Raw genomic sequence first — 23,601 nt, forward strand, 5'->3', positions numbered from 1 at the left:
GATTTACCTAGGTCGGCGCTGCCGTTGCGGGCCGCTTGTGCGGCGCAAACGCGCGGCCCGCAACGCGAGGGCGAGCGCAGGCCCCACGCCTGCGCGTGGACGGCCTGCAAAGACGGTTGAGGATGGTGCGTTGCGGCGCGCCGCTCAGTAGCCGCGCAAGGCCGCCCAGCGCTGGGTGTGGAAGTTGGTGTCGCCGAGCAGGATCTGCGCGGCGCAGGCGCGCTTCATGTAGAAACCGATCTCGAACTCGTCGGTCATGCCAATGCCGCCGTGCATCTGCACGCCCTCTTGCACCGCGAGCATCGCCGTGGCGCCGGCGCGCGCCTTGGCGGCGGATACCAGCGCGACTGGCTGCGCCGGGCCGCCGTCGAGCAGTTGCTGGCTGCGCAGCACCGCCGCGCGCGTGATTTCGATCTCGCTGAACAAGTGGGCGGCGCGATGCTGCAGCGCCTGGAACTCGCCGATGATCTTGCCGAACTGCTTGCGCTCCTTCAGGTATTGCAGCGTGCGCCCGAAGGCTTCGTCGGCGATGCCAACCAGCTCGGACGCCAGCGCCGCGCGGGCGATATCGAGCGCGTGCTCAAGCATGGCCGCGCCGCCACCGGTCTCGCCCAGCACCGCGTCCGCCGCCACGCGCACATCCCGGAACTGCACGCGCGCGGCATTGCGGGCGTCCGCCATCACAGTGCGCTCCACGGCAACGCCATCGGCGCCGCGCGGCACCAGGAAGAGCGTGACGCCATCGCGGTCGCTGGCGTTGCCGCTGGTGCGGCCCACCACGATCAGCGTATCGGCGACATGCCCGTCGATGACGAAGACCTTGGCGCCATTGAGCACGAACCCGCCGTCCTGCTGCACGGCGGCGAGCGCCTGGCGCTCCGGGCGGTGCGCCGCGCCCTCGTCGATCGCCAGCGCGGTCAGGTGCTCGCCGGCCGCGATGGCGGGCAGGAAATGCGCCTTCTGCGCGGCGCTGCCGCCCCGCGAAATCAGCGAAGCGCCCAGCAAGGCGGTGGAGAAAAACGGCGTGGGGGCCAGCGTGCGGCCAAGCGCTTCCATCAGGACGCCCGCCTCCACCACGCCGAGCTCGCTGCCACCGTACTGCTCGGGGATCAGCACGCCGGCAAAGCCCAGCTCGGCAAACTCCCGCCAGAGGGCGGGCGAGAAGCCCGTGTCGTCCCGCGTGTCGCGCAGCTTGCGCAGCATCGGGATGGGTGCGCTTTCGCGCAGGAATGCCAGGGCGCTGTCCCGCAGCATCTCCTGGGTCTGATTCAATACGATAGCCATGGTCGGTCTCTGTCGGTCTCTAAGAGGCTGTAGGCCTCTAAGCATTCTGGCGTGGAGTCAGGGCGTCAGGCGCCGGGCAGGCCGAGCAAGCGCTTGGCGACAATGTTGAGCTGCACTTCGCTCGTGCCGCCCTCGATCGAGTTGGCCTTGCTGCGCAGCCAGCCGCGCGCGGTGGCGCCGTCGTTGCTGCGCTCGCTCTCCCACTCCAGGGCCTCGCTGCCACCAATCGACATCAGCAGCTCATAGCGCCGCTTGTTCAGCTCCGACCCGTAGTACTTCAGCACCGACGAGAACGCGGCAATGCCCTCGCCCTGCCGGGCCAGGTCCAGTGCGCGCTCACCCGCCAAGGCGAACGCCGCTTCATCGATCTCGAAGGTGGCGATCTGCGCGCGCAGCATGGGCGCGTCGACTTCGCCGCGCTCGTTCTGGCCGAGCGTGTCGCGCGCCAGCTTGCCCATTGGCGGGCGCTGGCCGCGCCCGCCAATGCCGCTGATCATTTCGCGCTCAAAGGTCAGCAGGTACTTGGCGATGGCCCAGCCGCCGTTTTGCTCGCCCACCAGGTTGGCGCGCGGCACCACCACATCGTCAAAGAAAGTCTCGCAGAACGGCGACTTGCCGGAGATCAGCACGATGGGCCGCGCGGTGACGCCCGGCGTTTCCATGTCGAACAGCAAGAAGCTGATGCCGGTGTGCTTCTGCGCCGAAAAGTCGGTACGCACCAGGCAGAAGATCCAGTCCGCCTTGTCGGCGTACGAAGTCCACACCTTCTGGCCGTTGACGACAAAGTGATCGTCGCGCTCGTCCGCGCGTGTTTGCAGCGAGGCCAGGTCCGACCCGGCATTGGGCTCCGAATACCCCTGGCACCAGCGGATCTCGCCGCGGGCGATCCTGGGCAGATGCTCGCGCTTCTGCGCCTCCGAGCCAAACCGGAGCAAGGCCGGGCCAAGCATCCAGATGCCAAAGCTTTGCAACGGCACACGGCAGCCAAGCGCTTGCATTTCCTGACGCAGCACCTTGGCGTGCTCGCGGGAGAGGCCGCCGCCGCCATACTCGCGCGGCCACTCCGGCACCGTCCAGCCCTTCTCCCCCATGCGCGCGAGCCAGAGCCGCTGCGCCTCGGACTGGAAGCGGAACTTGCGCCCGCCCCAGCAGATGTCATCTTCGTTGCGCACGGGCTGCCGCATTTCGGGCGGGCATTGCGCTTCCAGCCAGGCACGTACCTCCTGCCGGAAGGTTTCCAGGTCATCCACGCTTGTCTCCTGTTTTTATGGCTTGTCTTGTTTTGATTTGGATTCGTTATATAAGCCCGACCCCGCAACATCAATACTCCATTTCCTAAAACTGAGATGCAGCATGCCAAAGCACCCCATCATTGCTCACAAGCATGCATTTTCCACCAATGTGATAGCATTCCCGGAAACATACCGTAACCACTAAACCGGAAAGCACACCAAGCCGGTCCGCGCCCGTGTGGCGCAACCAGGAGACAATGTGGAGGCTGAAGCCAGCAGCGCGCCGCGCTGTGCCATCCCTGCCTTTCCCGGTGCCCGGGCGCCGGATCGCTCGCGCACCGTCAGCGCCGACGGCATCCGCATCGCCGTCCATGAGTGGGGCGCAATCGACGCCACGCCGGTCCTGCTGGTGCATGGCGCCATGGATTTCGCGCGGACCTTCGATGTCTTCGCGCCGCTGCTGGCCGATGCCGGCTACCGCGTGGTGTCTTACGACCAGCGTGGCCACGGCGACTCCGAGCATGCCGACCTGTACAGCTGGGTTGCGGACGAGCGGGACCTGCTGGCAGTGGCCGACTCGGTCACGCGCGAGCCGCTGATCGCAATCGGCCATAGCAAGGGCGGCTCGCTGCTGGTGCATGCGATCCAGGCGCTGCCGCACCGGTTCACCCGCTTCGTCGCCATCGATGGCCTGCCCTTTCGCAATCCGCACGCGGACAGCGCCGTGCGCGACAAGAAATCGATGACCGCGCCCATCATCACGCGCTGGCTCGATACGCGCCGGCAAAGCCCGGGCCTCGCACGCAAGCCCGGCACCCTTGAAGAACTCGCCCGGCGGCGCGCCCGGATGAACCCGCGGCTGGCCCATGCGTGGCTGTGCTACCTGGCCGCGCTCGGCGCGCGGCAGGATGCGGACGGCTGGCGCTGGAAACTCGACCCGGTGATCGGCTCCTCCGGCTTTGGCCCCATGCGCGCGCGCTGGATGACCGACCGCCTGCCGGGCTTTCCCATTCCCATGCTGGCCATCTTCGGCACGGAGCGCGAGCCGATGGGGTGGGATGTCACCGCGGCCGACCTGGCGCCATACTTTCCGCCCTCGACCCAGGTGCAGGTGATGGCCGACACCGGGCACTTCATCCATATCGAGCGGCCGCACGAGACCGCGCAACGCATCCTGCCCTTCCTCCGTTCATGACCCTCTACCTGCGCCACAACCGCCTGCGCCTTGCCCTGCATCCGCTCAAGACCGGCAGCGGGCCCGCGCTGCTGTTGCTGCACGGGCTGGGCGAGCGATCGCCGGACATATTACCGGCCGAGTACGCCGGCTGGCCCGGCACGGTGCACGCGCTGGATTTCACCGGGCACGGGCTCTCGGACATTCCGCGCGGCGGCGGCTACAGCTGCGAGTTCTTGATGGCGGATGCGGATATCGCACTGGCGCACCTGGGCCCGTCGACCGTGGCGGGGCGCGGGCTGGGCGGCTATATCGCCTTGCTGCTGGCCGGCGCGCGCCCGGAGCAAGTGCGCGGCGCCATCCTGCGCGACGGCCCCGGCCTGGCCGGTGGCGGCACCGCCGCACGCAATCCGTACATCCCGGTGGTGGATACCACGCGCGCCGGCCCGCCCGACCCGTACGCCATCGCCGACCTGGCAACTGACGTGCGCCCGCCGAGCTACGCGGCCAACTACGCGATGCTGGCCGCGCAGCACTCTGACACGCCGCAGCCGGTCTCCGTGTGCACGCGCGAGCGCCCGGACTGGCTGAAGGCGGTGACGGAACTGCTCTCGCTGGAGCAGGTCGAGCTGGACCGGGCGCTGCGACACTACGCGGCGCAAGCGGCGATGCGTGGAGACGCTCAGGCATGAAAGCGGAACTCGCCGCGCAGGCCGCTCCTGGAAAAAATGCCGGACATGGCGATGCGCACGCACAGGCGGAGGACAGCTTCCGCGCCCACGTACAGCAGCACCTGCCACGCAACGCGCGCGCCTACCTGATCCACGGCATGCTGGGCATGACCGGCTTCCGGCTGGTGACCGCCCCCACCTTCGTGCCGGCCTATATCTACCTGCTGTCCGGCTCCAAGCTGGTGGTGGGGTGCGTGCTTGGCGCGCAGTACGCCGGCATGGCGATGTCCTCCATCTGGGGCGCCACGCAGATCGAGCATCGCCAGCGCGTGATGCCGCTGATCTACCTGGTGGGCTGGCTGGTGCGCCTGCAGATCCTCGGCCTGGGCTTGTCCGCCTTCCTGCTCTCGGGCGACGGCGCGCTGGCCGCCGCCGCCGGCTTCCTGCTGCTGTTCGGCCTGTTCAACGGCGTGCAGAACGTCACCTTCAACTACCTCACCTCCAAGATCATTCCGCTGGAGCGGCGAGGCGCGCTGAGCGCGTTCCGCAATTTCCTCGGCGGGCTGATCGCGGCGGCGGTAGCCTATCTGGGCGGCCGCTTCCTGGTTGGCGGCAATGTGTTCGGCAATGGCTACGCCACCACCTTCCTCTCCGCCTTCGTGCTTACCAGCCTGGGCATCTCCGCGCTGACCCGCATGCGCGAGCCGGTGCTGCACGATGTGCGCGTGCAGTCGGGCTTTCGCCAGCGCCTGCGCGAAGTGCCGGCGCTGCTGCGTGCGGACAAGCACTACGTGCGCTTCTTCGTGGCCCGCGCGCTGGTGGCGTTCAGCATGATGGCGGTGCCGTTCTATGCCATCTACGTTGGCAGCCATCTGCCGCTCTCGGGCGCCACGCTGGGCTACCTGAGCATTGCCTACCTGCTGGCGCAGACCACCAGCAACCTGATCTGGGGCCGCCTGGCCGACCGCCACGGCTATCGGCTGGTGTTCCTGTGCAGCATCGGGCTGTGGGTGCTGTCCACCGCCGCGCTGCTGCTCTGCGATGGCCTGGGCGCATTCCTGCTGGTGTTCTGCGGGCTGGGCGCCAGCTTTGGCGGCTACTTCCTGTCCGCGGACAATTTTGCGCTGGAGTTCGGCAACCGGCGCGACCGCCCGATGCTGCTGGCCGTGTCCGATACGGCCACCTACACGATGATGGCGTGCGGGCCGATCCTCGGCGGCCTGCTGGCGCAGGGGGTGCGCTTCTCGCTGGTGTTTGTCGCGGCCATGGTGGTCATGAGCATCGCCTTTGCGCTCGCCCTGCGGGTGGAGGAGCCGCGCCGCCGCCCGCGGCCGCAGCGCGAGGGCAACACATAGCGCCAACGTCAGGATCAACGGGAACATCGGGAACATCGAGATCACCAGGAGACAAGATGACATTCAGGACCTATCCGGAATTCAGCACGCACTACCCGCTTGTACTCACCACGATCATGAAGCGCCCGGTGCGGATGTACCCCAACGAGATCGGCGTTGTCTACCGCAACCACGCCACCGGCGAGTATTTCCGCTTTACCTGGATGCAGTGGTACCGCCGCGTGGCGCAGCTGGCCAACGGCCTGCGCGGCGAGCTCAAGGTGCAAGCCGGCATGCCTGGCGAACCTGGCGAGCGCATCGCCACGATGGCGCTCAACACCCACCGCCACCTGGAGCTGTACTACGGCGTGACGGGCATTGGCGCCACGCTGCACCCTATCAATGTCCGCCTGTCCCCGCAGCACATCGTCTACACCATCCGGCACGCGCAGGACAAGATCCTGTTTGTCGACGACACCCTGATGCCCTTGCTGGAAGGCATCTACGACCAGATCAAGGATGTGGTCGAGCTGGTGGTCTATATGTCGGACAAGCCGGGGCTGCCGCAGACCCGCATCCCCAACATCATCGAGTACGAAACGCTGATCGCCCGCCAGGCCGAGACCATCGAGTGGCCCGCCCTGCACGAGGACGTGAACGCCACGCTGTGCTACACCACCGGCACCACCGGCCAGCCGAAGGGTGCCATCTTCACGCACCGCCAGCTCTACCTGCTAACCATCCACATGATGGCGCAGCTCGCCATCGGCAACACGCCGGACCATGACATTGCCGATGGCCTGGGCACGCGGCTGGGCGAAGGCGCGGTGCCGCTGCTGAATACGCCGATGTTCCACATCCACGGCTGGGGGCAACCTTTCGTCGCGGTCTATAGCGCGCAGAAGATCGTGCTGCACGGGACCTTTACCGTGCAGGGCTTCTGCGAGCTGGTGGAGCGCGAGAAGGTGACGTCGGTGGGCATCGTGGCGACCATCGCGGCCATGCTGCTCGAATACCCGGACCTGAACAAGTACGACCTCAGCAGCCTGGTGCGCGTCAGCGTGGGCGGCGGCGCGCTGCCGCTCGGGCTCAAGCGCAAGCTGGAAGCCCTGATCCCCACCTTCCGCATGAGTTCGGGCTACGGCATGACCGAGACCGCGCCCACCATCGTTGGCTCGTTCATCAAGAAGACCATGGTCCACCTGGAGCGGGACGAGACCGATGCGGTGCTGGTCAAATCCGGCCTGCCGATTCTTGGCGTGGAGGTGGAGGTCGTCGACGACAAAGGCAAGCCAGTGCCTCAGGACGACCACACGGTCGGCGAGATCGTGGTGCGCGCGCCCTGGGCGACCGGGCAGTACTACCGCAACCCCGAGAAAAGCGCGGAGCTGTGGCAAGACGGCTGGCTGCACACCGGCGACATCGCCAAGGTGGATGCCGAGGGCTATATCACCATCGCCGACCGCATGAAGGACGTGATCCGCAGCGGCGCGGAGATGGTGCCCACGGTACTGCTGGAGAACCTGATCGCGATGGCCGATTTCGTGCACGAGGCGACAGTGGTCGGCGTGCCCGATCCGGTATGGGGCGAAAAGCCCTTGGCGCTGGTCAGCGTGCGCAACGGCTTTGAGGCCAGCGAGGACAGCGTCATCGATTTCCTGAAGGTGCACGGCGTCGATACCGGCAAGATCACCAGGTGGATGCTGCCCAAGCTCGTCGCCATCACGCGGGACATCCCCAAGACCAGCGTAGGCAAGTACAACAAAAAACAGATCCGCGATGACCTGGAGACATTCCTGGCCATCGCCAAGGACGTTGCGCATCGCCACGGTTAGGCATTCACTCAACACACAGCAGGAGACTTCCCATGCGTGAAGCAGTCATCGTATCCACCGCACGTACGCCCATCGGCAAGGCCCATCGCGGCGCCTTCAACAACACGCAGGCGCAGGAACTTGGCGCCCACGCCATCTCGCACGCCGTGCAGCGCGCCGGCATCGACCCGGCGGAGATCGCCGACGTGATCCTGGGCTGCGCGGTGCAGCAAGGCTCCACGGGTGGCAACGTTGCGCGCCAGGCGCTGCTGCGTGCCGGGCTGCCCGTCACGGTGTCGGGCATGTCGATGGACCGCCAGTGCGCCTCCGGCCTGATGGCGATCGCCACGGCCGCCAAGCAGATCATCGTGGACGGCATGCAGGTTGCCGTGGGCGGCGGGCTGGAGTCGATCTCGCTGGTCCAGAACGACAAGATCAACCGCTACCGCGCGCAGGATCCGCAGCTGGTGCAGACACTGCCGCAGATCTACATGACGATGCTGGAGACGGCCGAGATCGTGGCGCAGCGCTATGGCGTGAGCCGCGAAGCCCAGGATGCGTACTCACTGCAATCGCAGCAGCGCACAGCCGCCGCGCAGCAAGCCGGCCGCTTCGACGCGGAAATCGTGCCAATCACCACCACCATGCTGGTCACCGACAAGGCCAGCGGCGCCGTGAGCGAGAAGCAGGTCACGCTGGCCAAGGACGAAGGCAACCGCCCCAGCACCACGCTGGCCGACCTGCAGGCCCTCAAACCGGTCTTCAAGAACGGGCAACGCGTGGCCGAGGGCAGCTTCATCACCGCCGGCAATGCCTCGCAACTGTCCGATGGCGCATCCGCCATGGTGCTGATGGAAGGCAAGGAAGCCGAACGCCGCGGCCTGCAGCCGCTGGGCGCGTACCGCGGCATGGCCGTTGCCGGCTGCGATCCGGACGAAATGGGCATTGGCCCGGTGTTCGCCATTCCCAAGCTGCTCAAGCAGCACGGCTTGTCGATGAGCGACATCGGCATCTGGGAACTGAACGAGGCGTTCGCCAGCCAGGTCCTGCATATCCGCGATACGCTCGGCATTCCGAACGAGCGCCTGAACGTCTCCGGTGGGGCGATCTCCATTGGCCATCCGTACGGCATGTCCGGCGCGCGCATGAGCGGCCACCTGCTGCTGGAAGGCAAGCGCCGTGGCGCCAGGTTCGGCGTGGTGACGATGTGCATCGGCGGCGGCATGGGCGCGGCGGGGCTGTTCGAGATTTTCTGAGCCGGGCGCCAGCCCTCGCATCAAGCCACCCGAACTGACACACCGACACACCGACACACCGACACACCGACACACTGACACACTGACACACTGACACACTGGAGTCCACACGCATGACCGCCATCAACGCAGTCGCCGATCTCGCCGTGGAAGGCGATATCGCCATCCTTACGCTCAACTCGCCGCCGGTAAACGCACTGTCCGCCGCAGTCCGCGCCGGCATCCTCGCTGGCGTCGAGCTCGCCATCGCCGACAGCAACGTCAAGGGCATCGTCCTGACCTGCGCGGGCAAGACCTTTATCGCCGGCGCCGACATCACCGAATTCGGCAAGCCGCCGGTTGGCCCGTCGCTGGCCGACGTGCAAGCCGCAATCGAAGGCTCGCCCAAACCGGTGGTCGCCGCCATCCACGGCACCGCGCTGGGCGGCGGGCTGGAAGTGGCACTGGTCTGCCACTATCGCGTGGCAGCCAGGTCCGCCAAATGCGGCCTGCCCGAAGTCAACCTCGGCCTGCTGCCCGGCGCTGGCGGCACACAACGCCTGCCCCGCATCGTCGGCCCTGCCAAGGCGCTCGACATGGTGACCTCGGGCGCCCACATCGGCGCGGCCGCCGCGGCGGAGATGGGCCTGTTCGACCTGGTGACCGAGGACGCCACGCTGCGCGCCGGCGCCATTGCCTTCGCCAGGCAGGTCAACGCCGAGCAGCGCCCGCTGCGCAAGGTGCGCGACCTCAACGAAAAAGTGGAAGCCGCGCGCGGCAAGCCGGAGCTGTTCGCCGACTTCCGCCGCGCCAACGCCCGCAAGTTCCGTGGCTTCGACGCGCCCGAGTACAACATCCGCTGCATTGAGGCGGCGGTCAACCTGCCCTTCGACGAAGGCATGAAGGTGGAGCGCAAGCTCTTCCTGGAGCTGATGAACGGCACGCAATCCGCCGCGCAGCGCTACTACTTCTTCGCCTCGCGCCAGGTCTGGAACCTGCCTGACGTGCCGGCCGACACGCCGGTCATCGACGTGAAGAAGGTTGGCATCATCGGCGCGGGCACCATGGGCGGCGGCATCGCCATGAACATGCTCAATGCCGGCATTCCCGTCGTGATCGTGGAAACCGCGCAGGAAGCGCTGGACCGCGGCGTGCGCACCATCCGCGCCAACTACGACAACACCGCCAAAAAGGGCCGCATCACCGCCGCCGACGTCGACAAGCGCATGGCGCTGCTGACCCCGACGCTGGAACTCGGCCAGCTGGCCGACGCCGACCTGGTCATCGAAGCCGTCTATGAAAACATGGACGTGAAGAAGGACATCTTCGGCAAGCTCGACAAGATCGTGAAGCAAGGCGCCATCCTGGCCACCAACACCTCCGCGCTCGACGTCAACGAGATCGCCGCCGCCACGTCCCGGCCGGAATCCGTGATCGGCCTGCACTTCTTCTCGCCGGCCAACGTCATGAAGCTGCTCGAAGTGGTACGTGGCGACAAGACCTCCAAACCCGTCATCCGCACGTCGATGGAACTGGCCCGCAAGATCGGCAAGATCGCCGCGCTGGTGGGCGTGTGCCCGGGCTTTGTCGGCAACCGCATGCTCGCCCAGCGCCAGCGCGAGGCGCAGAAACTCGTGCTCGAAGGCGCGCTGCCGTGGGACATCGACCGCGTGCTGTACAACTTCGGCTTCCCGATGGGTCCGTTCGCCATGAGCGACCTGGCCGGCCTGGACCTGGGCTGGATCCGCGAGAAATCCAGCAGCTCCACGCTGCGCGAGATATTGTGCGAGATGGACCGCCGCGGCCAGAAGACCGGCGCGGGCTACTACGACTACGACGAGAAGCGCAATGCCATCCCCTCGCCCGTGGTCGAGGGGATCATCCGCGACTTTGCCGCCAGGCAGGGCAAGACCAGCCGCGTGGTCTCCGAGCAGGAGATCCTGGAGCGTTGCATCTACCCGATGATCAACGAAGGCGCGAAGATCCTGGAGGAAGGCAAGGCCATCCGCGCCTCCGACATCGATGTGGTGTGGGTCAACGGCTACGGCTGGCCGGTGTACCGGGGCGGCCCGATGTGCTATGCGGACACGATCGGGCTGGGCAAGGTGCTGGCAGCCATGAAGAACTTCCAGGCGACGCTCGGCGCGGACTTCAAGCCGGCCAAGCTGCTCGAGGACCTGGTTGCGCAGGGCAAGAAGTTCAGCGACCTGAAGTAGGCAGTTCCGGCGCTGCGTGCTGATGCGCCCCTTGGCCGGCCCGGCCGGGGGGCATGCACCGCTACACCGCTACACGGCTGCGCGCCGCCAGCGCCGCAGCTCCACCCACTGCCACGACAGCAGCGCCGGGATGCCGAAGAGCACCTCGCGCGCGCGCTTGACCAGCGCCAGCGACAATGCCACCTGCGGGTCGACGCCAAGCAGGTGGCCCAGCAGCATCATCACCGCCTCTTGCACGCCAAGGCCGGCCGGCACAAAGAAGGCCACATGGCGCACGGCCTGGGTCAGCGACTCGATCGCCAGCGCCTGCCAGAGCGGGACGGGATGGCCCAGCAGCCACAGCGCGAACCAGATCTCCGCCGCGCCCAAGGCCAGGCCGGCGAACTGCCAGCACAGCGCGGCCAGCAATTCGCGGCGGCGCGCATTCAGCGCACGGATCTGCGCGTCGAGCCGGGCGCCGTCGATCAGCGCGACCACCCGGTGGTCCGTGCCGAACAAGCGCCGCGCGGCACCCTCCAGCCGCTCGAACAGCGCGCTATGGCGCAGCGAGAGCGCAAACAGCACTGGCACCGGCAAGGACAGCAGCAGGCCCGCCAGGATCACCCAGGCCTGGCCATCGCCGCCACCGAGCGCCAGCAGCAGCAACACCACGCCGAGCGCGGAGAACAGGTACTGCGCGAACAGCGTCACCATGACCTCCACCACGATGCTGGCGGTCACTGCCGTGGTATCCGTGATGCGCAAGCTGGTCAGCCGGATGCCAACCAGCTCGCCACCCACACCCACGGTAGGCAACAGCCGGTTGACCGCCTCGCGCACGGTGGCCACCCACCACAGGAAGGCAAGGCCGGCGGACTCATCGGGATCGGCTGAAGTCAGCAACACCCGCCAGCCTTGCGCGTCCAGCAGCAGCGGCAGCGCGTGGAAGGGCACCAGCAGCAGCAGCGGCCAGCCGGCCTGGCCAACGATGCGGCCAATGTCGGCCGCGCCTTCGTGCAGCACCAGTGCCGTCAGGGCCAGCATGCCCAACAGCCCGGTCAGGTAGATCAGGCGCTTCATGCGGGAGCCAGGGCACCGGGCGCGCCAAAGATGTCGGTAAAGCCGCCGCGGCGCACACCGGTGCGCTCCAGCGCCTCGCGCACGCGGGGCGAGAGCAGCGCGGCCAGCTCGTCGGCATGGCGATAGCCATGCATGCTGGGTGCGACCTCGGCGCCGGAGACCACGCCGGGATGCAGGTAGATCTCGCCCACGCCCGCCGGCAGCGCCGCCAGCGCGGCCAGCAAGGTGGCTTCGTCCATGCCGCCGCTATTGGCGATGCCGAGCACGTAGTCGTTGTGGGCAATGCCGGCCAGGTCCAGCCGCCTGCGCAGCAGGGCCAGCCAGGGCCGCAGCAGCAGCAGCGCCGCAGGCTCGCTGGGCAGGCGCATGGCGCGCAGGCCGAACTCGCGGCCGATCTGCAAGATCAGGGACAACACGGTGGGATGCAAATGGAAATGCTTGTGGGTGTTCACGTGGTCCAGCGTCAGCCCGGTGGCGGCGAACGCCTCGAACTGGGCGCGGATCTCCGCGGCCAGCTGGCGCCGCACATGCGGCAGGAAGAAAAAACGGAAGCCGTCACGCGCCATGGCCGAGCCGAAGCGGCCATGCGCGTCCACCAGCGCCGGAATGGCAGCCGGGGCCAGCACGGCCGGGCCGTCGGCCAGCACCACATGCAGGCCCACGCGCAAGCGCGGCAGGCGCCTGGCGCGCGCCACCGCGTCGGCGGCCGCGCTCGCGCCCACCATCAGGCTGGCGGCGTTCAGCACGCCATCGCGGTGCGCCAGCTCCACCGCTTCGTTGACGCCGCCGTGCAGGCCGAAATCGTCGGCGGTGATGATCAGGGCACGCCGCGCAGGATCATCGGACGCCACAGGATCGCTTGCCAGGGTCAGGCCTCGTGCGAGCGCAGGAAGCGGAAGAACTCCACCCCTTCGCGCAGGCGGCGCTTCATCATGTCCCAGCTGCCCAGCATCTCGCGCACGATTTCCCAGATCTTGCCCGGACGGAAGTAGAAGCACTTATAGAACGTTTCCACGCCGTGGTAAATCTCTTCCTTGCTCAGGTGCGGATAGCTGATCGCGGCCAGCTGCACGCCCTTGTCGTTGACCAGGTTGATCACCTTGTTGTCTTCCAGCCAGCCGTTTTCCACCGCCTGCCGGTATAGCGTGGTGCCCGGATAGGGCGCTGCCAGCGAGACCTGGATCGTGTGCGGATTGATGTCCTTGGCGTAGGCGATGGTCTTCTCGATCGTCTCGCGCGTTTCACCCGGCAGGCCGAGGATGAAGGTGCCGTGGATGATGATGCCGAGCTTGCGGCAGTCCTCGGTGAAGCGGCGCGCGATATCGGTGCGCAGGCCCTTCTTGATATTCAGCAGGATCTGGTCGTCGCCGGACTCGTAGCCCACCAGCAGCAGGCGCAGGCCGTTTTCCTTCATGATCTTGAGCGTGCTGTAGGGCACGTTGGCCTTGGCATTGCAGGACCATGTCACGCCCAGCTTGCCCAGCTCTCGCGCGATCTCCTCCACGCGCGGCTTGAAATCCGTGAAGGTGTCGTCGTCGAACATGATCTCCTTGACCTCAGGCATGTTCTCCTTGATCCATTTGACCTCGGCGACCACGCTCTGCGGGGAGCGCGTACGGTAGCGGTGCCCGCCCACGGTCTGCGGCCACAGGCAGAAGGTGCACTTGGAGCGGCAGCCACGCCCGGTATAGATCGAGACGTAGGGGTGCTTCAGGTAGCCGATGAAGTAGTTGTCGATCTTCAGGTCGCGCTTGTAGACGGGCGCCACGAAAGGCAGCTCGTCCATGTTCTCGATCATCGGGCGCGGGCCGTTGTGCTCCTGCGAGCCATCGGGCAGTTTGTAGCTCAGGCCGAGCACGTCCTTGAGCGGCTTGCCGGCGGCCACCTCCTGGCAGGTGTAGTCGAATTCCTCGCGGCACACGAAATCGATGGCGGGGCTCGCGCCGAGCGTGCCGCCGGGGTCGACGGCGGGCTTGGCGCCTACCATGCCGATCATCACCCCGGGATGGCGTGCCTTGAGTTCTTCCGCGAACTTGGCATCGGTGGGAAAGGACGGCGTGCTCGTGTGGATGATGACGAGCTCATAGCCGGCGGCGATATCCAGCGTTTCCTGCACACCCAGGCCGTCGGCGGGCGCATCGAGCACGCGGCTGCCCGGCACCAGGGCGGCGGGCTGCGCCAGCCACGTCGGGTACCAGAACGATTTGATTTCGCGCTTGGCTTGGTAGCGCGAGCCGGCACCACCGTCAAAGCCATCGAAGGAAGGCACCTGGAGGAACAAGGTTTTCATAGCAGCCTCGGGGGATTCAAGCCGTTTTTCGAACGGGACGACTGGCGTTCCGGCACGCCATTGTCCGTCCCCTCCGTCATCAAGGGAAGGGGGCGAAGCGTTACGCCAGCACCCTGGTAAGGTTCCATGCCCGCACGCGCCGCCGGCGCGCGCGGCTGCAGCGGCGCGTCGGCCGCGGAAGGGTCTCGCACCGGCAATATCCGATCGCGCCAACGCACCTGCGATCCGGCCAGGGCTACCGCCCACTCCACGAGCAGCAAAGTATCACGCAGCGGCGCCATCAGGGTGGCGCCGAGGCCGCCAGCCAGGAAACTGCGTGCGAGCCCGCCCATCACCACCGCGGCCAGCACTAGCGGCTGCGGCGAAATCCAGGCGGCCAGCGCCAGCATTGGCCAGGTGAACGTGATGAAGGTGAAGGCGAAGCCAGCCGGATTGAGCGAGCGGATGGTGCGCATCCACCGCAATTCATGCGCCCAGAGATCAACAAGTCTTGATTCAGTCACATCGGTGGTGACCATTTCATCCGACAGCACCGTCTCCAGCCCTTGGCGCCGAACCAGCTCGCCCAGCCAGAAATCGTCGGCAAGGCGATTGGAGAGCGCTTCAAACCCGCCAATTGCGGCCAGCGCATCACGCCGCAGCGCAATAGTGGCGCCAAAGGAAAAACTGCGGGAGCCGCCCGCGTGGGCGATCCGCACCGAAGGCGCGAACCAGTGGTCGATAAATCCCGCCCCCAGGCGCGACCAGAAGCCACCAACCGGATGGCCGCGATACAGGCAGGTCACCACACCGACCCGGGCATCGGCCAGGGGGGCGGTAACGCGTGCCAGATAATCCGGCGCCACGGCAATGTCGCTATCGGCGACCACCAGCCATGCGTGGCGCGCGCTGGCGCAGAGGTTGATCAGGTTGCTGGCCTTGAGATTGCTGCCATGCACCCGGGGATCGATGACCAGATCGATCTCGCAGGCGGGGAAATCGGCGCGCAAGCGCTCCACGACGCCAATGGCGGGATCGTCGGCAGCGCGCACGCCGAACACGATCTGGTAGGCGGGGTGCTGTTGCCGGCACAACGTGGCCAGGTTTTCATAGAGATGCGGCTCGGCGCCGCAAAGCGGCTTGAGCACGCTCACCGGACGGATGCTGGAGCTATCCGGGGCTTCGCAGGCGGGCGCCGGGCCGGGCGAGGCGCGTCGGCTGATCCACGCCGCCGCCACGGCATATCCTGCCGCGAGCCATGCAACTGCCGGACCAGCGAGCCCCTCCAACGTCATTTCGGCCAGCCCTCAAAGTAAGGATTTGACTAAAGTTGTACGGTATAGCGTGAATACTTAAGGAAGTATTAAGGGGAAATATGACGCACAGAAGTTATTTCGTCCACTAGTAAGATCGCTGATGGCATGGGGACAACGTGGGGTACCTAAATTAGACAAGAAAGATATTGATAACAATTCTTGTTAATTCTATTTATATCGGACGGGCCAGGGCCTGGGACAGACCCAGAGTGCCTGCTGCGCTCAGAGCGCCTCGCCCGCCTTGAGCACGCCCGCCGCCTGCAAGGACGCGTCGAGCCAGGCCGGGCGCAACGCCTGGCCGGACCGGATGCCATCGATCCGTTTGCGCTCCGCCGCCACCTTCTCGGCCGCCTTCCCGATCAGCTCGGCCACCTTTTCGCGCTCGACCACCACCACGCCATCGGCGTCGCCGATCACGAGATCACCGGCCCTGACCGTAACGCCGCCGCATTGGATCGGATGGTTGACGCGACCGGGCACAAGCTTGGTGGGGCCATTGGGATTCGTGCCCACGGAATACATCGGAAAGCCCAGCTCGCGAATCTCGTCGGCGTCGCGCGATGCCGCGTCCAGCACCACCGCCGCCACGCCAAGCGCCTTGCACTGGTTCGCCATGATGGCCCCCATCAGCGCGCAAGACTGGTCGCCCTTGCCGTCCACCACGATCACATCGCCTGGCTTTGCGAGCGCCATGGCGGCGTGAATCATCAGGTTGTCTCCCGGCCGGACTTCGACCGTGAGCGCGGTCCCGCAGAAGCGGCTGGCGCGATCGAGCGGTGCGATGCGCCCGTGCATGCCGCCCCGGCGCCCCGCCACATCCGCGAAGATCGAGGCGGCGAACCGGGACGCCTGCTCGACCAGGTCCGGGCGAACACGCGCGAAATCCCGGACCATATCCGGCAGGTTGCTCTCGATGTTCATGTCGATGTCGATGTCGATTTCCATGCCGTGTCCCTTCAATTCAGCGTGACGTTGGCTTCTTTGATCACGCCCACCCATTTGCGCTTGTCGGAGACCAGGAACTCGCGGAATTTATCCGACGTGCTGCCAACCACTTCCATGCCGTCCTGGCTCAGGCGCTGTGCCACGTCCGGCTGGCGCAGCACCTGCGCCACGTCGTGCTGCAAGCGCGCCACCACGCTGGCCGGCGTGCCCTTGGCGGCGCAAAGCCCGGTCCACGCCACGGGGTCAAACCCAGGCACGCCCGACTCCGCAAAGGTTGGCACGTCGGGCAGCGACTGCAGGCGCTGCAGCGACGCCACGCCAAGCACGCGCAGCTTTCCGGATTTGGCGTACGGCAGGGAGCTGATGGGCTGGTCGAAGATCAGCGAGACCTGGCCGCCAAGCAGGTCCGTCATGGCCTGGCCCGTGCCCTTGTAAGGCACGTGGACGATGTTGATGCCGGCGCGCAGCTTGAGCATTTCGCCCGCGAGGTGGCCCGCCGTGCCATTGCCGGACGAAGCGAAGTTCAGCTTGCCCGGATTGGCCTTGGCATATGCGATCAGTTCCTTGACGTTGTGGATGGGCAGCGCCGCGTTGACCAGCGCGATGTACGGCGTGTTGGCGATCAGGGACACGGGAATGATGTCGGTCTGCGGATCGTAGCTGAGCTTCTGCAAGGACGGCTGGATGGACAGCATCCCCGTGGTGCAGATCATCAGGGTGTGGCCATCGGCGGGCGCTTTCAGCATGGTGTCGGCAGCGATGTTGCCGCCGGCGCCGGGGCGGTTGTCGATGAGCACCTGCTGGCCCAGGGCCTCGGACAGCTTGGGCGCCAGCAGACGGGCGACGATATCGTTCGAGCCACCAGGAGAAAAGCCCACAAGGATGCGGATCGGCCTCGAGGGATACGCGGGCTCGCCATGGGCAGCCGTGGCAAGCAGCGGCAAGCCCGCCGCGGCGAGTCGAAGACACTTCAGCAGAAAGTTCATGGTGCGCCCTGGTGGATGGAGTGAAGGAAGGTCGTGCGATGCCTAGCGAATCAATGCGGCGGCCGCGGCTTCGATCCGGCGGCAGCCCTCGTCCAGCTGCGCCATGCTGGCGGCAAACGAAAGCCGGAAGTGCGTATCGACGCCGTAGGCGGAACCCTGCAATACCGCGAGATCCTGCGAGTCCAGCAGCCAGTTGACCCAGTCGTCGCTGGACCGGATCACCGAGCCGTGCGGTGTGCGCGCGCCGATCAGCGCTTCGCACGACGCAAAGACATAAAATGCCCCGGCCGGCGCCTGGCAGTGAATGCCGTCGACCTGCCCGAGCGCGGCGACGACCCTGTCCCGGCGCGCCTGGAACACCGCCTTGTTGGCCGCGATGAAATCCTGCGGGCCATCCAGCGCCGCGATTGCCGCGGCCTGCGCCACCGAATTGGCGCCGGACGTGCTTTGCGATTGCAGCTTCACCATCGCCTTGATGAGCGGCGCCGGCGCGCCGGCGTAGCCGATGCGCCAGCCCGTCATCGCGTAGGCCTTCGAGACGCCGTTGATCGTCAGCGTGCGTGCCTTCAGTGACGGAGCGGCTTGCGCCAGTGTGACAAAGGCGGCGCCGTCGTAGGTGAGGTGCTCGTAGATGTCATCCGTCATCACCCAGACGTGCGGATGACGCTCCAGTACCTCGGCAAGGGCAACCAGTTCCGTACGGGTATAGGCGGCACCACTGGGGTTGTTCGGCGAATTGAGGATCAGCCAGCGGGTCCGCGCTGAGATGGCCCGCTCGAGATCCTCGGGCGTGAGCTTGAACCCGTTCTCCGGCCTGCATGCCACGAACACCGGCACGCCACCGGCAAACAGCGTGATATCCGGGTATGACACCCAGTATGGCGCGGGCACGATGACCTCGTCGCCCTGTTGCACCGTGCACATGAGCGCATTGAAGATGACCTGCTTGGCGCCGGTGCTGACGATGATCTCGCTGGCCGCATAGTCGAGACCGTTCTCCCGCTTGAACTTCTGCGCGGCGGCGTGGCGCAGCTCGGCCGTGCCGCCCACATCGGTGTAGCGCGTCTTGCCGGCTTGCATCGCGCCCCAGGCGGCCTCCCGGATGTGGGCCGGCGTCTCGAAGTCCGGCTCCCCGGCGGTGAGGCCGATCACATCGCGCCCCGCCGCGCGGAGCTCTCGCACGCGTTGCCCCGCCATGGAACTGGGAGAGGGCTTGATTCGGTTGAGTCGGTCGGTGAGCTGAAGCATGAGGCGTGGCCATGGAAGGATGGAAGGGATCGTGGGAGAAAGTATCCGCCCCCGCAGCGGCCCGGCAAAACGAGAAATCGGATTGCACCGGTATTCCATTTTTTCGTGACGATGGCATCGTTGGTGCGAGAATATGTCGCTGCGCAGAATCGGGAAATCAAATGTCTGTGACGTTCAAGCAACTGGAAGCCTTCTACTTCTGTGTGACGCATGCATCCTTCAGTTCGGCGGCCACCAAGCTCCACGCAACGCAATCGGCCATGTCCAAGCGTGTCGGCGAACTGGAGGCGGTCCTGGGCGTGCAACTCGTCCACCGCACGCCAAAGGGCCTCGTGCCCACGCATGCCGGCAGCCGGCTCCTGATCCTCGCCGAAGAAGCCATGCGGCTGCGCGAGCGGATCGATGCGGAGGTCGGGCAGGTCGACAAGCTCACCGGCACCTACCGCATCGGCGTCACCGAACTCATCGCGCTGACCTGGCTGACCAGGCTGCTCAAGGAACTGAAGAACCGGCATCCGGAGCTTCAACTGGAGCCTGTGGTGGATGCGGGCATGAACCTGTTTGAAGGCCTGGAGGCAAACAAGATCGACCTGGCGATCCTGCCGGGCACGTTCTGGGGCGAAGCCTACAAGACAGTGGAGGTGGGCCGCGTGGAAGACCTGTGGATGGCAAGCCCCACCCTCGCGTTACCCGACAGGCCGCTGCAGCCCGAGGAATTTGCCCAGTATCCGGTGCTGGAGCAATCCATCGGGTCCGCGAAGAACACGTTCTACGGCGCCTGGCGCCGGGAGCATGGATTCAAGTTCAAGAAGGTATTTGCCACCAACAGCCTGACCGTATTGAGAGCACTGACCATCGAAGGACTCGGTATCAGCCAGCTTGCCCTGGACTACTTCGCCGCGGATATCGAGCAAGGACTCTTGCGCGTGGTCAAGAGCGACCCCATGCCACCGCCACTGGTCTATTGCGCGGTGTACCGGGACGATGCCTTCAGTGCGGCGCTGGATGTCATTGCTGAAGTCAGCCGGCTTGTGTGCGACTTCTCGCGCGGCCCGCATGACCTCGCGGTGGCGCGGTGAGCGCATCGCGTCCGGGAGCGGCCACCCCACCACTTCGATTCGCAGAAACCGATTCGGCATGACCGGGAGTGTCGTAATGCCCACTCGTTATATTCAATGATATATTTCGAAAATCAAGCGGGAGCACCGCAGCCCGCCTCAACTCGGCAGAATCATGACGACATCTGGATTTTTCATGGAAAGCACATCAAGGCTGGATCGGGAAGCCGTTGGGGCCAAATTCTCATTGCCCGCCATGCAATACGCGCGGGACAAGACCTTCGAAGGGGTCCAGCGTATTGCCGCGGGCATTCGTCCAGGCATGACCGAAAAACAGGCCTGTGATTTTGCCCGCATCACGCTCGAAGCGATGGGCATGCAGCGCATCTGGCATCAGATCATCGTGCGCTTTGGCCGGAACACCCTGAAGACGTTCAAGGAGCGCATAGATCCGGATCATGTTCTCGGTGCGCATGACATCTTCTTCATAGACCTCGGCATTGTCTGGGACGATCATGAAGGCGATGCGGGTGATACCTTCGTCGTGGGGGAGGACCCGGAGATGCATGCCTGCGCCGAGGCCGCGCGCACCCTCTGGCAAGAAGTCAGCGCGCGCTGGCGTGAAGATGGCCTTGGCGGACCGGCGCTATACCAATATGCAGCGCAGAGGGCCGAGGCTGCGGGCTGGAAGCTCAACCTCGAAATCAAGGGGCACCGCGTATCCGATTTCCCCCATGCGATCTATCGGGCGGGGGACTTGGGAGACAATGAACTGTGCCCCAAGACCGGACTGTGGATTCTGGAGATCCAGATCGCCCATCCCACCAAGCCATTCGGCGCCTTCTATGAAGACATCCTGATAGCCAGCTAACCAGCCCAGTGTCGGGAGGGGCGTTTCTCGCATGCCACACGCGCGCTACCTGCCAACCAGAGCCTGACCATGACAACTGACCGCATTCTTGTTCTGGACATCGATGGCACGCTGACGGACTCAGTGGCGCTTCATCAGCAGGCGTTCCTGGCCGCGATGTCCGCGCTTGCGCTACCGCAACTCAATACCGACTGGGGCAGCTAACCGCAGCATACCGACACCGGCATTCTTGCGCACGCCCTGGCGAAAGGCGGCCGTGCAGCCATGCAGGCCCATGAGCAATCGTTGTTCGAAAACGATCTCGATCGACACTTCGCGAAGGCACTTGCCAAACACGGACTCCGCGAGATACCCGGTGCCTGCGGTCCTACGCCGTTAGCCAGGGCACGGCCCACGTCGCACCGATGTAACGGGCGCCCAGGCAATTGATGCATTGCAACGAGCCTTGCGATCTCGATCCCCTCTTTCCGGGGGTAATTTATTTAAATATCTTCTATGTGAAGATTAATTAACTCTGAATTTAAAATATTAAATCTCAGAGTATACAAATTTGATCTAAAGTATCTGATCTGTGGTTTCAAGCCAATCGAGGTTATTTTGGGTGCGAACTCAGAAGGCGCATCTGGATGCATAAACCAATAGCGCTCGACCTCGAACGGCCTGGGCCGGGCTTTCGCCGGCCTCAGCCAACAATCCAGGGCTACGCCTGGCTCAGAGCCTTCAGGCGTGTCCCCCGCAGAGCGGATTTGGCACGTCCCGCCTCACGACAAGGGCGCAGCGCGCCCGTCTGAGATGCCTGCAGGCGCCTGGCATGCACTCGGCTCTTGCGCACCGGAACCTCCGCGGTTACGCCGCCGCTCAATTCACGCGACTCCGCCGCGAACGTGCTGTCATGGGATGGCACGGGGCGTGGGTCACACTAAGGAGCTGCAAGATGATTCAGCTGTCCCCCGAGCAAGTTCTGGCTGCGCAGAAGGCGATGATTGACGCCGCGGCAGGTCTGACGACCAAAGCTGTCGAAGGTTTTGAGAAGCTGCTTGCATTGAATATCGAGACGACGAAAGGCGCGCTATCCGAGACTTGTGAAGGCGCGCGCAAAGCCCTGTCGGTCAAGGACCCCCAGGAATTTTTCGCATTGCAGATCGAGTTGCTCAAGCAAGCGACGGAAAAAGCGCTCTCGTATCGCCTGCAATTTTTTGAAATCGCGTCCGCGACGCGGGTCGAATTCGACAAGGCGGCGGAAACGCACTACGAGGAAAACAAGCGCGGGGTGCAGCGTCTCCTTGACAATGCGGTGAGCGCTGCGCCAGCAGGTTCCAGCGCGGCTGTCGCCGCCTGGCAGTCGGCAATCGATGCAACCCACACGCTATACGAGACCATGCAGTCGACGGCAAAGCAGGCAGCGCACGTTGCGCAGAGCAGCTTTAATACGGCGGCCGAAGCGGCCTCCAGGTCAGTGAAGCAACCGGCTGCCCGAGCCGTCCGGCAGTAGGCCGCGCGATGGCCGCAGCGGCCCCTTCGCTTCGCGGGGCCGCTGCGAACGCAGGCCATGTCCAGCGGCAGGCTGGGCTTCGGCCACCTGCTCCCACGGCCGTGTCAACGACCTGGCCATCAACGCAGTGTATGGAGGATTCAAATCATGACGACGAGGATAGCCCTGGTAACGGGGGGGATGGGGGGATTGGGAGAGGCCATCAGCACCAGGCTGCTGGAAGCGGATTGTGAGGTGGTTGTGACCCACTCCCCGGGGAACGCGGGTGTTGCCAGCTGGCTGTCGCGGATGGGGGAAAGCGGACGCCGATTCCATGCCTTTCCGGTCGACGTGGCCGATTACGATTCATGCCAGCTGGGTGTGGCGAGGATTCGGGCGGAGATTGGTCCTGTCGACATTCTGATCAACAACGCCGGAATCACGCGGGACACGAGCTTCAGGAAGATGGAAAAAGCTGACTGGGACTCGGTCATGCGGACGAATCTCGATTCGGTGTTCAATATGACCAAGCCGGTGTGCGACGAGATGGTCAAGCGCGGCTGGGGGCGGATCGTGAATGTGTCATCCATCATCGGCTCGAAAGGCGGCTTTGGCCAAACCAACTATGCAGCGGCCAAGGCAGGCATGCATGGCTTCACGAAATCGCTGGCGCTCGAGGTAGCCAAGAGCGGCGTGACGGTCAACACCGTGTCTCCCGGGTTCATTGCGACCAAGATGGTGACAGCGGTGCCGCAGGAGATCCTGGACACCAGGATCATCCCGCAAATCCCGGTTGGCCGCCTGGGGAAGCCGGAGGAGGTGGCGGCCTTGATTGTCTACCTATGTTCGCGTGAAGCGGCTTTCCTGACTGGCGCAAACATTGCGATCAATGGGGGCCAGCATCTGCAGTGACACTGGTAGAAGCAGACCGAAGCTGCACAGCGGGTCTCGGCCCGCTCCTTCAACTGCGTAGGGGGGTGACAGAGGGCCGCGCCGTTGCCGGGCGGGCCAGCCGCAGGTCATTGCTGCCGGCGCATGCCTGTCCCCAGGGGTCCTGTCTCGAAGATCACATATTGCGTTCGTTGCTTGTGGGTGGCCTCCACCGGATAGTCGGCGGGCGACACCTTGAAGCGGCGCACAACAGCCGCAGGGCGCGCTGCATGTGAGATTGCCATGGCGCTCCCCCCCCTGGATTGCCGCGACAAGACCAAACACGCGCAGCATTCGCAGCCATCCGCCATAAGTCCCACCGAAGTCCCACCGGTTTGCGGCGTGGCGCACATTACGCCCTCCTCGTACCGCACCCGGGCCACGGGGCCGGTCTCCCGGTTTAGGTCACCTCCAACTTTCAGCTGGTCCCTCTAGTGCTTTTGGCGACTGTCGCAATAGCACCCAATCACCAAATAATGACGCACAAG

The 23,601-nt window shown here is 65.3% G+C and carries 20 protein-coding genes and 1 pseudogene; 11 read left to right on the forward strand and 10 right to left on the reverse strand.

What is annotated here, in order from left to right; translation table 11 throughout:
- Positions 1-144: 144 nt before the first annotated feature.
- The 3 genes and pseudogenes from AB4061_RS16440 to AB4061_RS16450 all read right to left on the reverse strand — a co-directional run bounded on the left by AB4061_RS16440 (position 145) and on the right by AB4061_RS16450 (position 2,534).
- Entirely contained in the window at positions 145-681 is a 537-nt protein-coding gene (locus AB4061_RS16440) for an acyl-CoA dehydrogenase family protein (protein WP_441635692.1), read from the reverse strand.
- Between the two features lie 15 nt (positions 682-696).
- Positions 697-1,329 (reverse strand): annotated as a pseudogene (locus tag AB4061_RS16445) (acyl-CoA dehydrogenase family protein); the annotation flags it as partial.
- A gap of 20 nt (positions 1,330-1,349) precedes the next feature.
- Complete coding sequence (locus AB4061_RS16450) at positions 1,350-2,534, reverse strand: acyl-CoA dehydrogenase family protein (RefSeq protein WP_441635559.1); 1,185 nt, start codon at positions 2,532-2,534, stop codon at positions 1,350-1,352.
- Between the two features lie 241 nt (positions 2,535-2,775).
- Here AB4061_RS16450 and AB4061_RS16455 point away from each other — a divergent pair, with 241 nt between their 5' ends.
- The 6 genes from AB4061_RS16455 to AB4061_RS16480 all read left to right on the forward strand — a co-directional run bounded on the left by AB4061_RS16455 (position 2,776) and on the right by AB4061_RS16480 (position 10,960).
- A complete protein-coding gene (locus tag AB4061_RS16455) occupies positions 2,776-3,711 on the forward strand; it encodes an alpha/beta fold hydrolase (RefSeq protein WP_441635560.1) in 936 nt (311 codons plus the stop codon).
- On the forward strand, positions 3,708-4,382 hold the full coding sequence (locus AB4061_RS16460) for an alpha/beta fold hydrolase (RefSeq protein WP_441635562.1): 675 nt from the start codon (positions 3,708-3,710) through the stop codon (positions 4,380-4,382). The genes AB4061_RS16455 and AB4061_RS16460 overlap by 4 nt, the downstream gene beginning before the upstream one ends.
- Positions 4,379-5,716: an MFS transporter gene (locus AB4061_RS16465; protein ID WP_441635563.1), complete on the forward strand. Its 1,338-nt coding sequence runs from the start codon at positions 4,379-4,381 to the stop codon at positions 5,714-5,716. Before AB4061_RS16460 ends, AB4061_RS16465 begins: the two co-directional genes overlap by 4 nt.
- Positions 5,717-5,772: 56 nt before the next feature.
- Entirely contained in the window at positions 5,773-7,530 is a 1,758-nt protein-coding gene (locus tag AB4061_RS16470) for a long-chain-fatty-acid--CoA ligase (RefSeq protein ID WP_441635565.1), read from the forward strand.
- 32 nt (positions 7,531-7,562) lie between these two features.
- Positions 7,563-8,765, forward strand: coding sequence for an acetyl-CoA C-acyltransferase (locus AB4061_RS16475; protein ID WP_441635567.1), 1,203 nt, complete (start codon positions 7,563-7,565; stop codon positions 8,763-8,765).
- A 113-nt stretch (positions 8,766-8,878) separates the two neighbouring features.
- Positions 8,879-10,960: a 3-hydroxyacyl-CoA dehydrogenase NAD-binding domain-containing protein gene (locus AB4061_RS16480; RefSeq protein WP_441635569.1), complete on the forward strand. Its 2,082-nt coding sequence runs from the start codon at positions 8,879-8,881 to the stop codon at positions 10,958-10,960.
- Between the two features lie 69 nt (positions 10,961-11,029).
- On the opposite strand, the gene AB4061_RS16485 is transcribed toward AB4061_RS16480, so the two are convergent.
- The 7 genes from AB4061_RS16485 to AB4061_RS16515 form a co-directional block, all read right to left on the reverse strand.
- Positions 11,030-12,019 (reverse strand): lysylphosphatidylglycerol synthase domain-containing protein, encoded by a 990-nt coding sequence (locus AB4061_RS16485; RefSeq protein WP_441635571.1) that lies wholly within the window; start codon positions 12,017-12,019, stop codon positions 11,030-11,032.
- Complete coding sequence (hpnK, locus tag AB4061_RS16490; RefSeq protein WP_441635573.1) at positions 12,016-12,870, reverse strand: hopanoid biosynthesis-associated protein HpnK; 855 nt, start codon at positions 12,868-12,870, stop codon at positions 12,016-12,018. Before hpnK ends, AB4061_RS16485 begins: the two co-directional genes overlap by 4 nt.
- Positions 12,871-12,887: 17 nt before the next feature.
- A complete protein-coding gene (hpnJ, locus tag AB4061_RS16495; RefSeq protein WP_441635575.1) occupies positions 12,888-14,309 on the reverse strand; it encodes a hopanoid biosynthesis associated radical SAM protein HpnJ in 1,422 nt (473 codons plus the stop codon).
- Positions 14,306-15,583, reverse strand: a complete 1,278-nt coding sequence (gene hpnI / locus AB4061_RS16500) for a bacteriohopanetetrol glucosamine biosynthesis glycosyltransferase HpnI (protein ID WP_441635577.1) — start codon at positions 15,581-15,583, stop codon at positions 14,306-14,308. Before hpnI ends, hpnJ begins: the two co-directional genes overlap by 4 nt.
- A 243-nt stretch (positions 15,584-15,826) precedes the next feature.
- The gene (locus AB4061_RS16505) at positions 15,827-16,525 is read right to left on the reverse strand and encodes an RraA family protein (protein ID WP_441635694.1); all 699 of its coding nucleotides are present in this window, start codon (positions 16,523-16,525) and stop codon (positions 15,827-15,829) included.
- 35 nt (positions 16,526-16,560) lie between these two features.
- Positions 16,561-17,535 (reverse strand): Bug family tripartite tricarboxylate transporter substrate binding protein, encoded by a 975-nt coding sequence (locus AB4061_RS16510; RefSeq protein ID WP_441635579.1) that lies wholly within the window; start codon positions 17,533-17,535, stop codon positions 16,561-16,563.
- 42 nt (positions 17,536-17,577) lie between these two features.
- Positions 17,578-18,783 (reverse strand): pyridoxal phosphate-dependent aminotransferase, encoded by a 1,206-nt coding sequence (locus AB4061_RS16515; protein ID WP_441635581.1) that lies wholly within the window; start codon positions 18,781-18,783, stop codon positions 17,578-17,580.
- A 161-nt stretch (positions 18,784-18,944) separates the two neighbouring features.
- Here AB4061_RS16515 and AB4061_RS16520 point away from each other — a divergent pair, with 161 nt between their 5' ends.
- The 5 genes from AB4061_RS16520 to phbB all read left to right on the forward strand — a co-directional run bounded on the left by AB4061_RS16520 (position 18,945) and on the right by phbB (position 23,095).
- Positions 18,945-19,862: a LysR family transcriptional regulator gene (locus tag AB4061_RS16520; protein WP_441635583.1), complete on the forward strand. Its 918-nt coding sequence runs from the start codon at positions 18,945-18,947 to the stop codon at positions 19,860-19,862.
- 175 nt (positions 19,863-20,037) lie between these two features.
- Positions 20,038-20,712: a M24 family metallopeptidase gene (locus AB4061_RS16525; RefSeq protein ID WP_441635585.1), complete on the forward strand. Its 675-nt coding sequence runs from the start codon at positions 20,038-20,040 to the stop codon at positions 20,710-20,712.
- Between the two features lie 69 nt (positions 20,713-20,781).
- Positions 20,782-20,916 carry a hypothetical protein gene (locus AB4061_RS16530; protein WP_441635587.1) on the forward strand — a complete coding sequence of 45 codons (135 nt, stop codon included), beginning with the start codon at positions 20,782-20,784 and terminating at the stop codon, positions 20,914-20,916.
- Positions 20,917-21,646: 730 nt separating this feature from the next.
- Positions 21,647-22,204, forward strand: coding sequence for a phasin family protein (locus AB4061_RS16535; RefSeq protein ID WP_441635589.1), 558 nt, complete (start codon positions 21,647-21,649; stop codon positions 22,202-22,204).
- Between the two features lie 147 nt (positions 22,205-22,351).
- Complete coding sequence (phbB, locus tag AB4061_RS16540; protein ID WP_441635591.1) at positions 22,352-23,095, forward strand: acetoacetyl-CoA reductase; 744 nt, start codon at positions 22,352-22,354, stop codon at positions 23,093-23,095.
- The last annotated feature ends 506 nt before the right edge of the window (positions 23,096-23,601 follow it).

The organism is Cupriavidus sp. YAF13 (assembly GCF_052113425.1).
In the GTDB taxonomy this organism is placed as follows: domain Bacteria; phylum Pseudomonadota; class Gammaproteobacteria; order Burkholderiales; family Burkholderiaceae; genus Cupriavidus.

Excerpts from the sequence above, each read along its gene's own strand:
- AB4061_RS16440 (WP_441635692.1), bottom strand. The coding sequence starts at position 681 with ATGGCGGACGCCCGCAATGCCGCGCGCGTGCAGTTCCGGGATGTGCGC.
- AB4061_RS16460 (WP_441635562.1), top strand. The coding sequence starts at position 3,708 with ATGACCCTCTACCTGCGCCACAACCGCCTGCGCCTTGCCCTGCATCCG.
- AB4061_RS16465 (WP_441635563.1), top strand. The coding sequence starts at position 4,379 with ATGAAAGCGGAACTCGCCGCGCAGGCCGCTCCTGGAAAAAATGCCGGA.
- AB4061_RS16470 (WP_441635565.1), top strand. The coding sequence starts at position 5,773 with ATGACATTCAGGACCTATCCGGAATTCAGCACGCACTACCCGCTTGTA.
- AB4061_RS16475 (WP_441635567.1), top strand. The coding sequence starts at position 7,563 with ATGCGTGAAGCAGTCATCGTATCCACCGCACGTACGCCCATCGGCAAG.
- AB4061_RS16480 (WP_441635569.1), top strand. The coding sequence starts at position 8,879 with ATGACCGCCATCAACGCAGTCGCCGATCTCGCCGTGGAAGGCGATATC.
- AB4061_RS16485 (WP_441635571.1), bottom strand. The coding sequence starts at position 12,019 with ATGAAGCGCCTGATCTACCTGACCGGGCTGTTGGGCATGCTGGCCCTG.
- hpnJ (WP_441635575.1), bottom strand. The coding sequence starts at position 14,309 with ATGAAAACCTTGTTCCTCCAGGTGCCTTCCTTCGATGGCTTTGACGGT.
- hpnI (WP_441635577.1), bottom strand. The coding sequence starts at position 15,583 with ATGACGTTGGAGGGGCTCGCTGGTCCGGCAGTTGCATGGCTCGCGGCA.
- AB4061_RS16505 (WP_441635694.1), bottom strand. The coding sequence starts at position 16,525 with ATGAACATCGAGAGCAACCTGCCGGATATGGTCCGGGATTTCGCGCGT.
- AB4061_RS16510 (WP_441635579.1), bottom strand. The coding sequence starts at position 17,535 with ATGAACTTTCTGCTGAAGTGTCTTCGACTCGCCGCGGCGGGCTTGCCG.
- AB4061_RS16515 (WP_441635581.1), bottom strand. The coding sequence starts at position 18,783 with ATGCTTCAGCTCACCGACCGACTCAACCGAATCAAGCCCTCTCCCAGT.
- AB4061_RS16520 (WP_441635583.1), top strand. The coding sequence starts at position 18,945 with ATGTCTGTGACGTTCAAGCAACTGGAAGCCTTCTACTTCTGTGTGACG.
- AB4061_RS16525 (WP_441635585.1), top strand. The coding sequence starts at position 20,038 with ATGGAAAGCACATCAAGGCTGGATCGGGAAGCCGTTGGGGCCAAATTC.
- AB4061_RS16530 (WP_441635587.1), top strand. The coding sequence starts at position 20,782 with ATGACAACTGACCGCATTCTTGTTCTGGACATCGATGGCACGCTGACG.
- AB4061_RS16535 (WP_441635589.1), top strand. The coding sequence starts at position 21,647 with ATGATTCAGCTGTCCCCCGAGCAAGTTCTGGCTGCGCAGAAGGCGATG.
- phbB (WP_441635591.1), top strand. The coding sequence starts at position 22,352 with ATGACGACGAGGATAGCCCTGGTAACGGGGGGGATGGGGGGATTGGGA.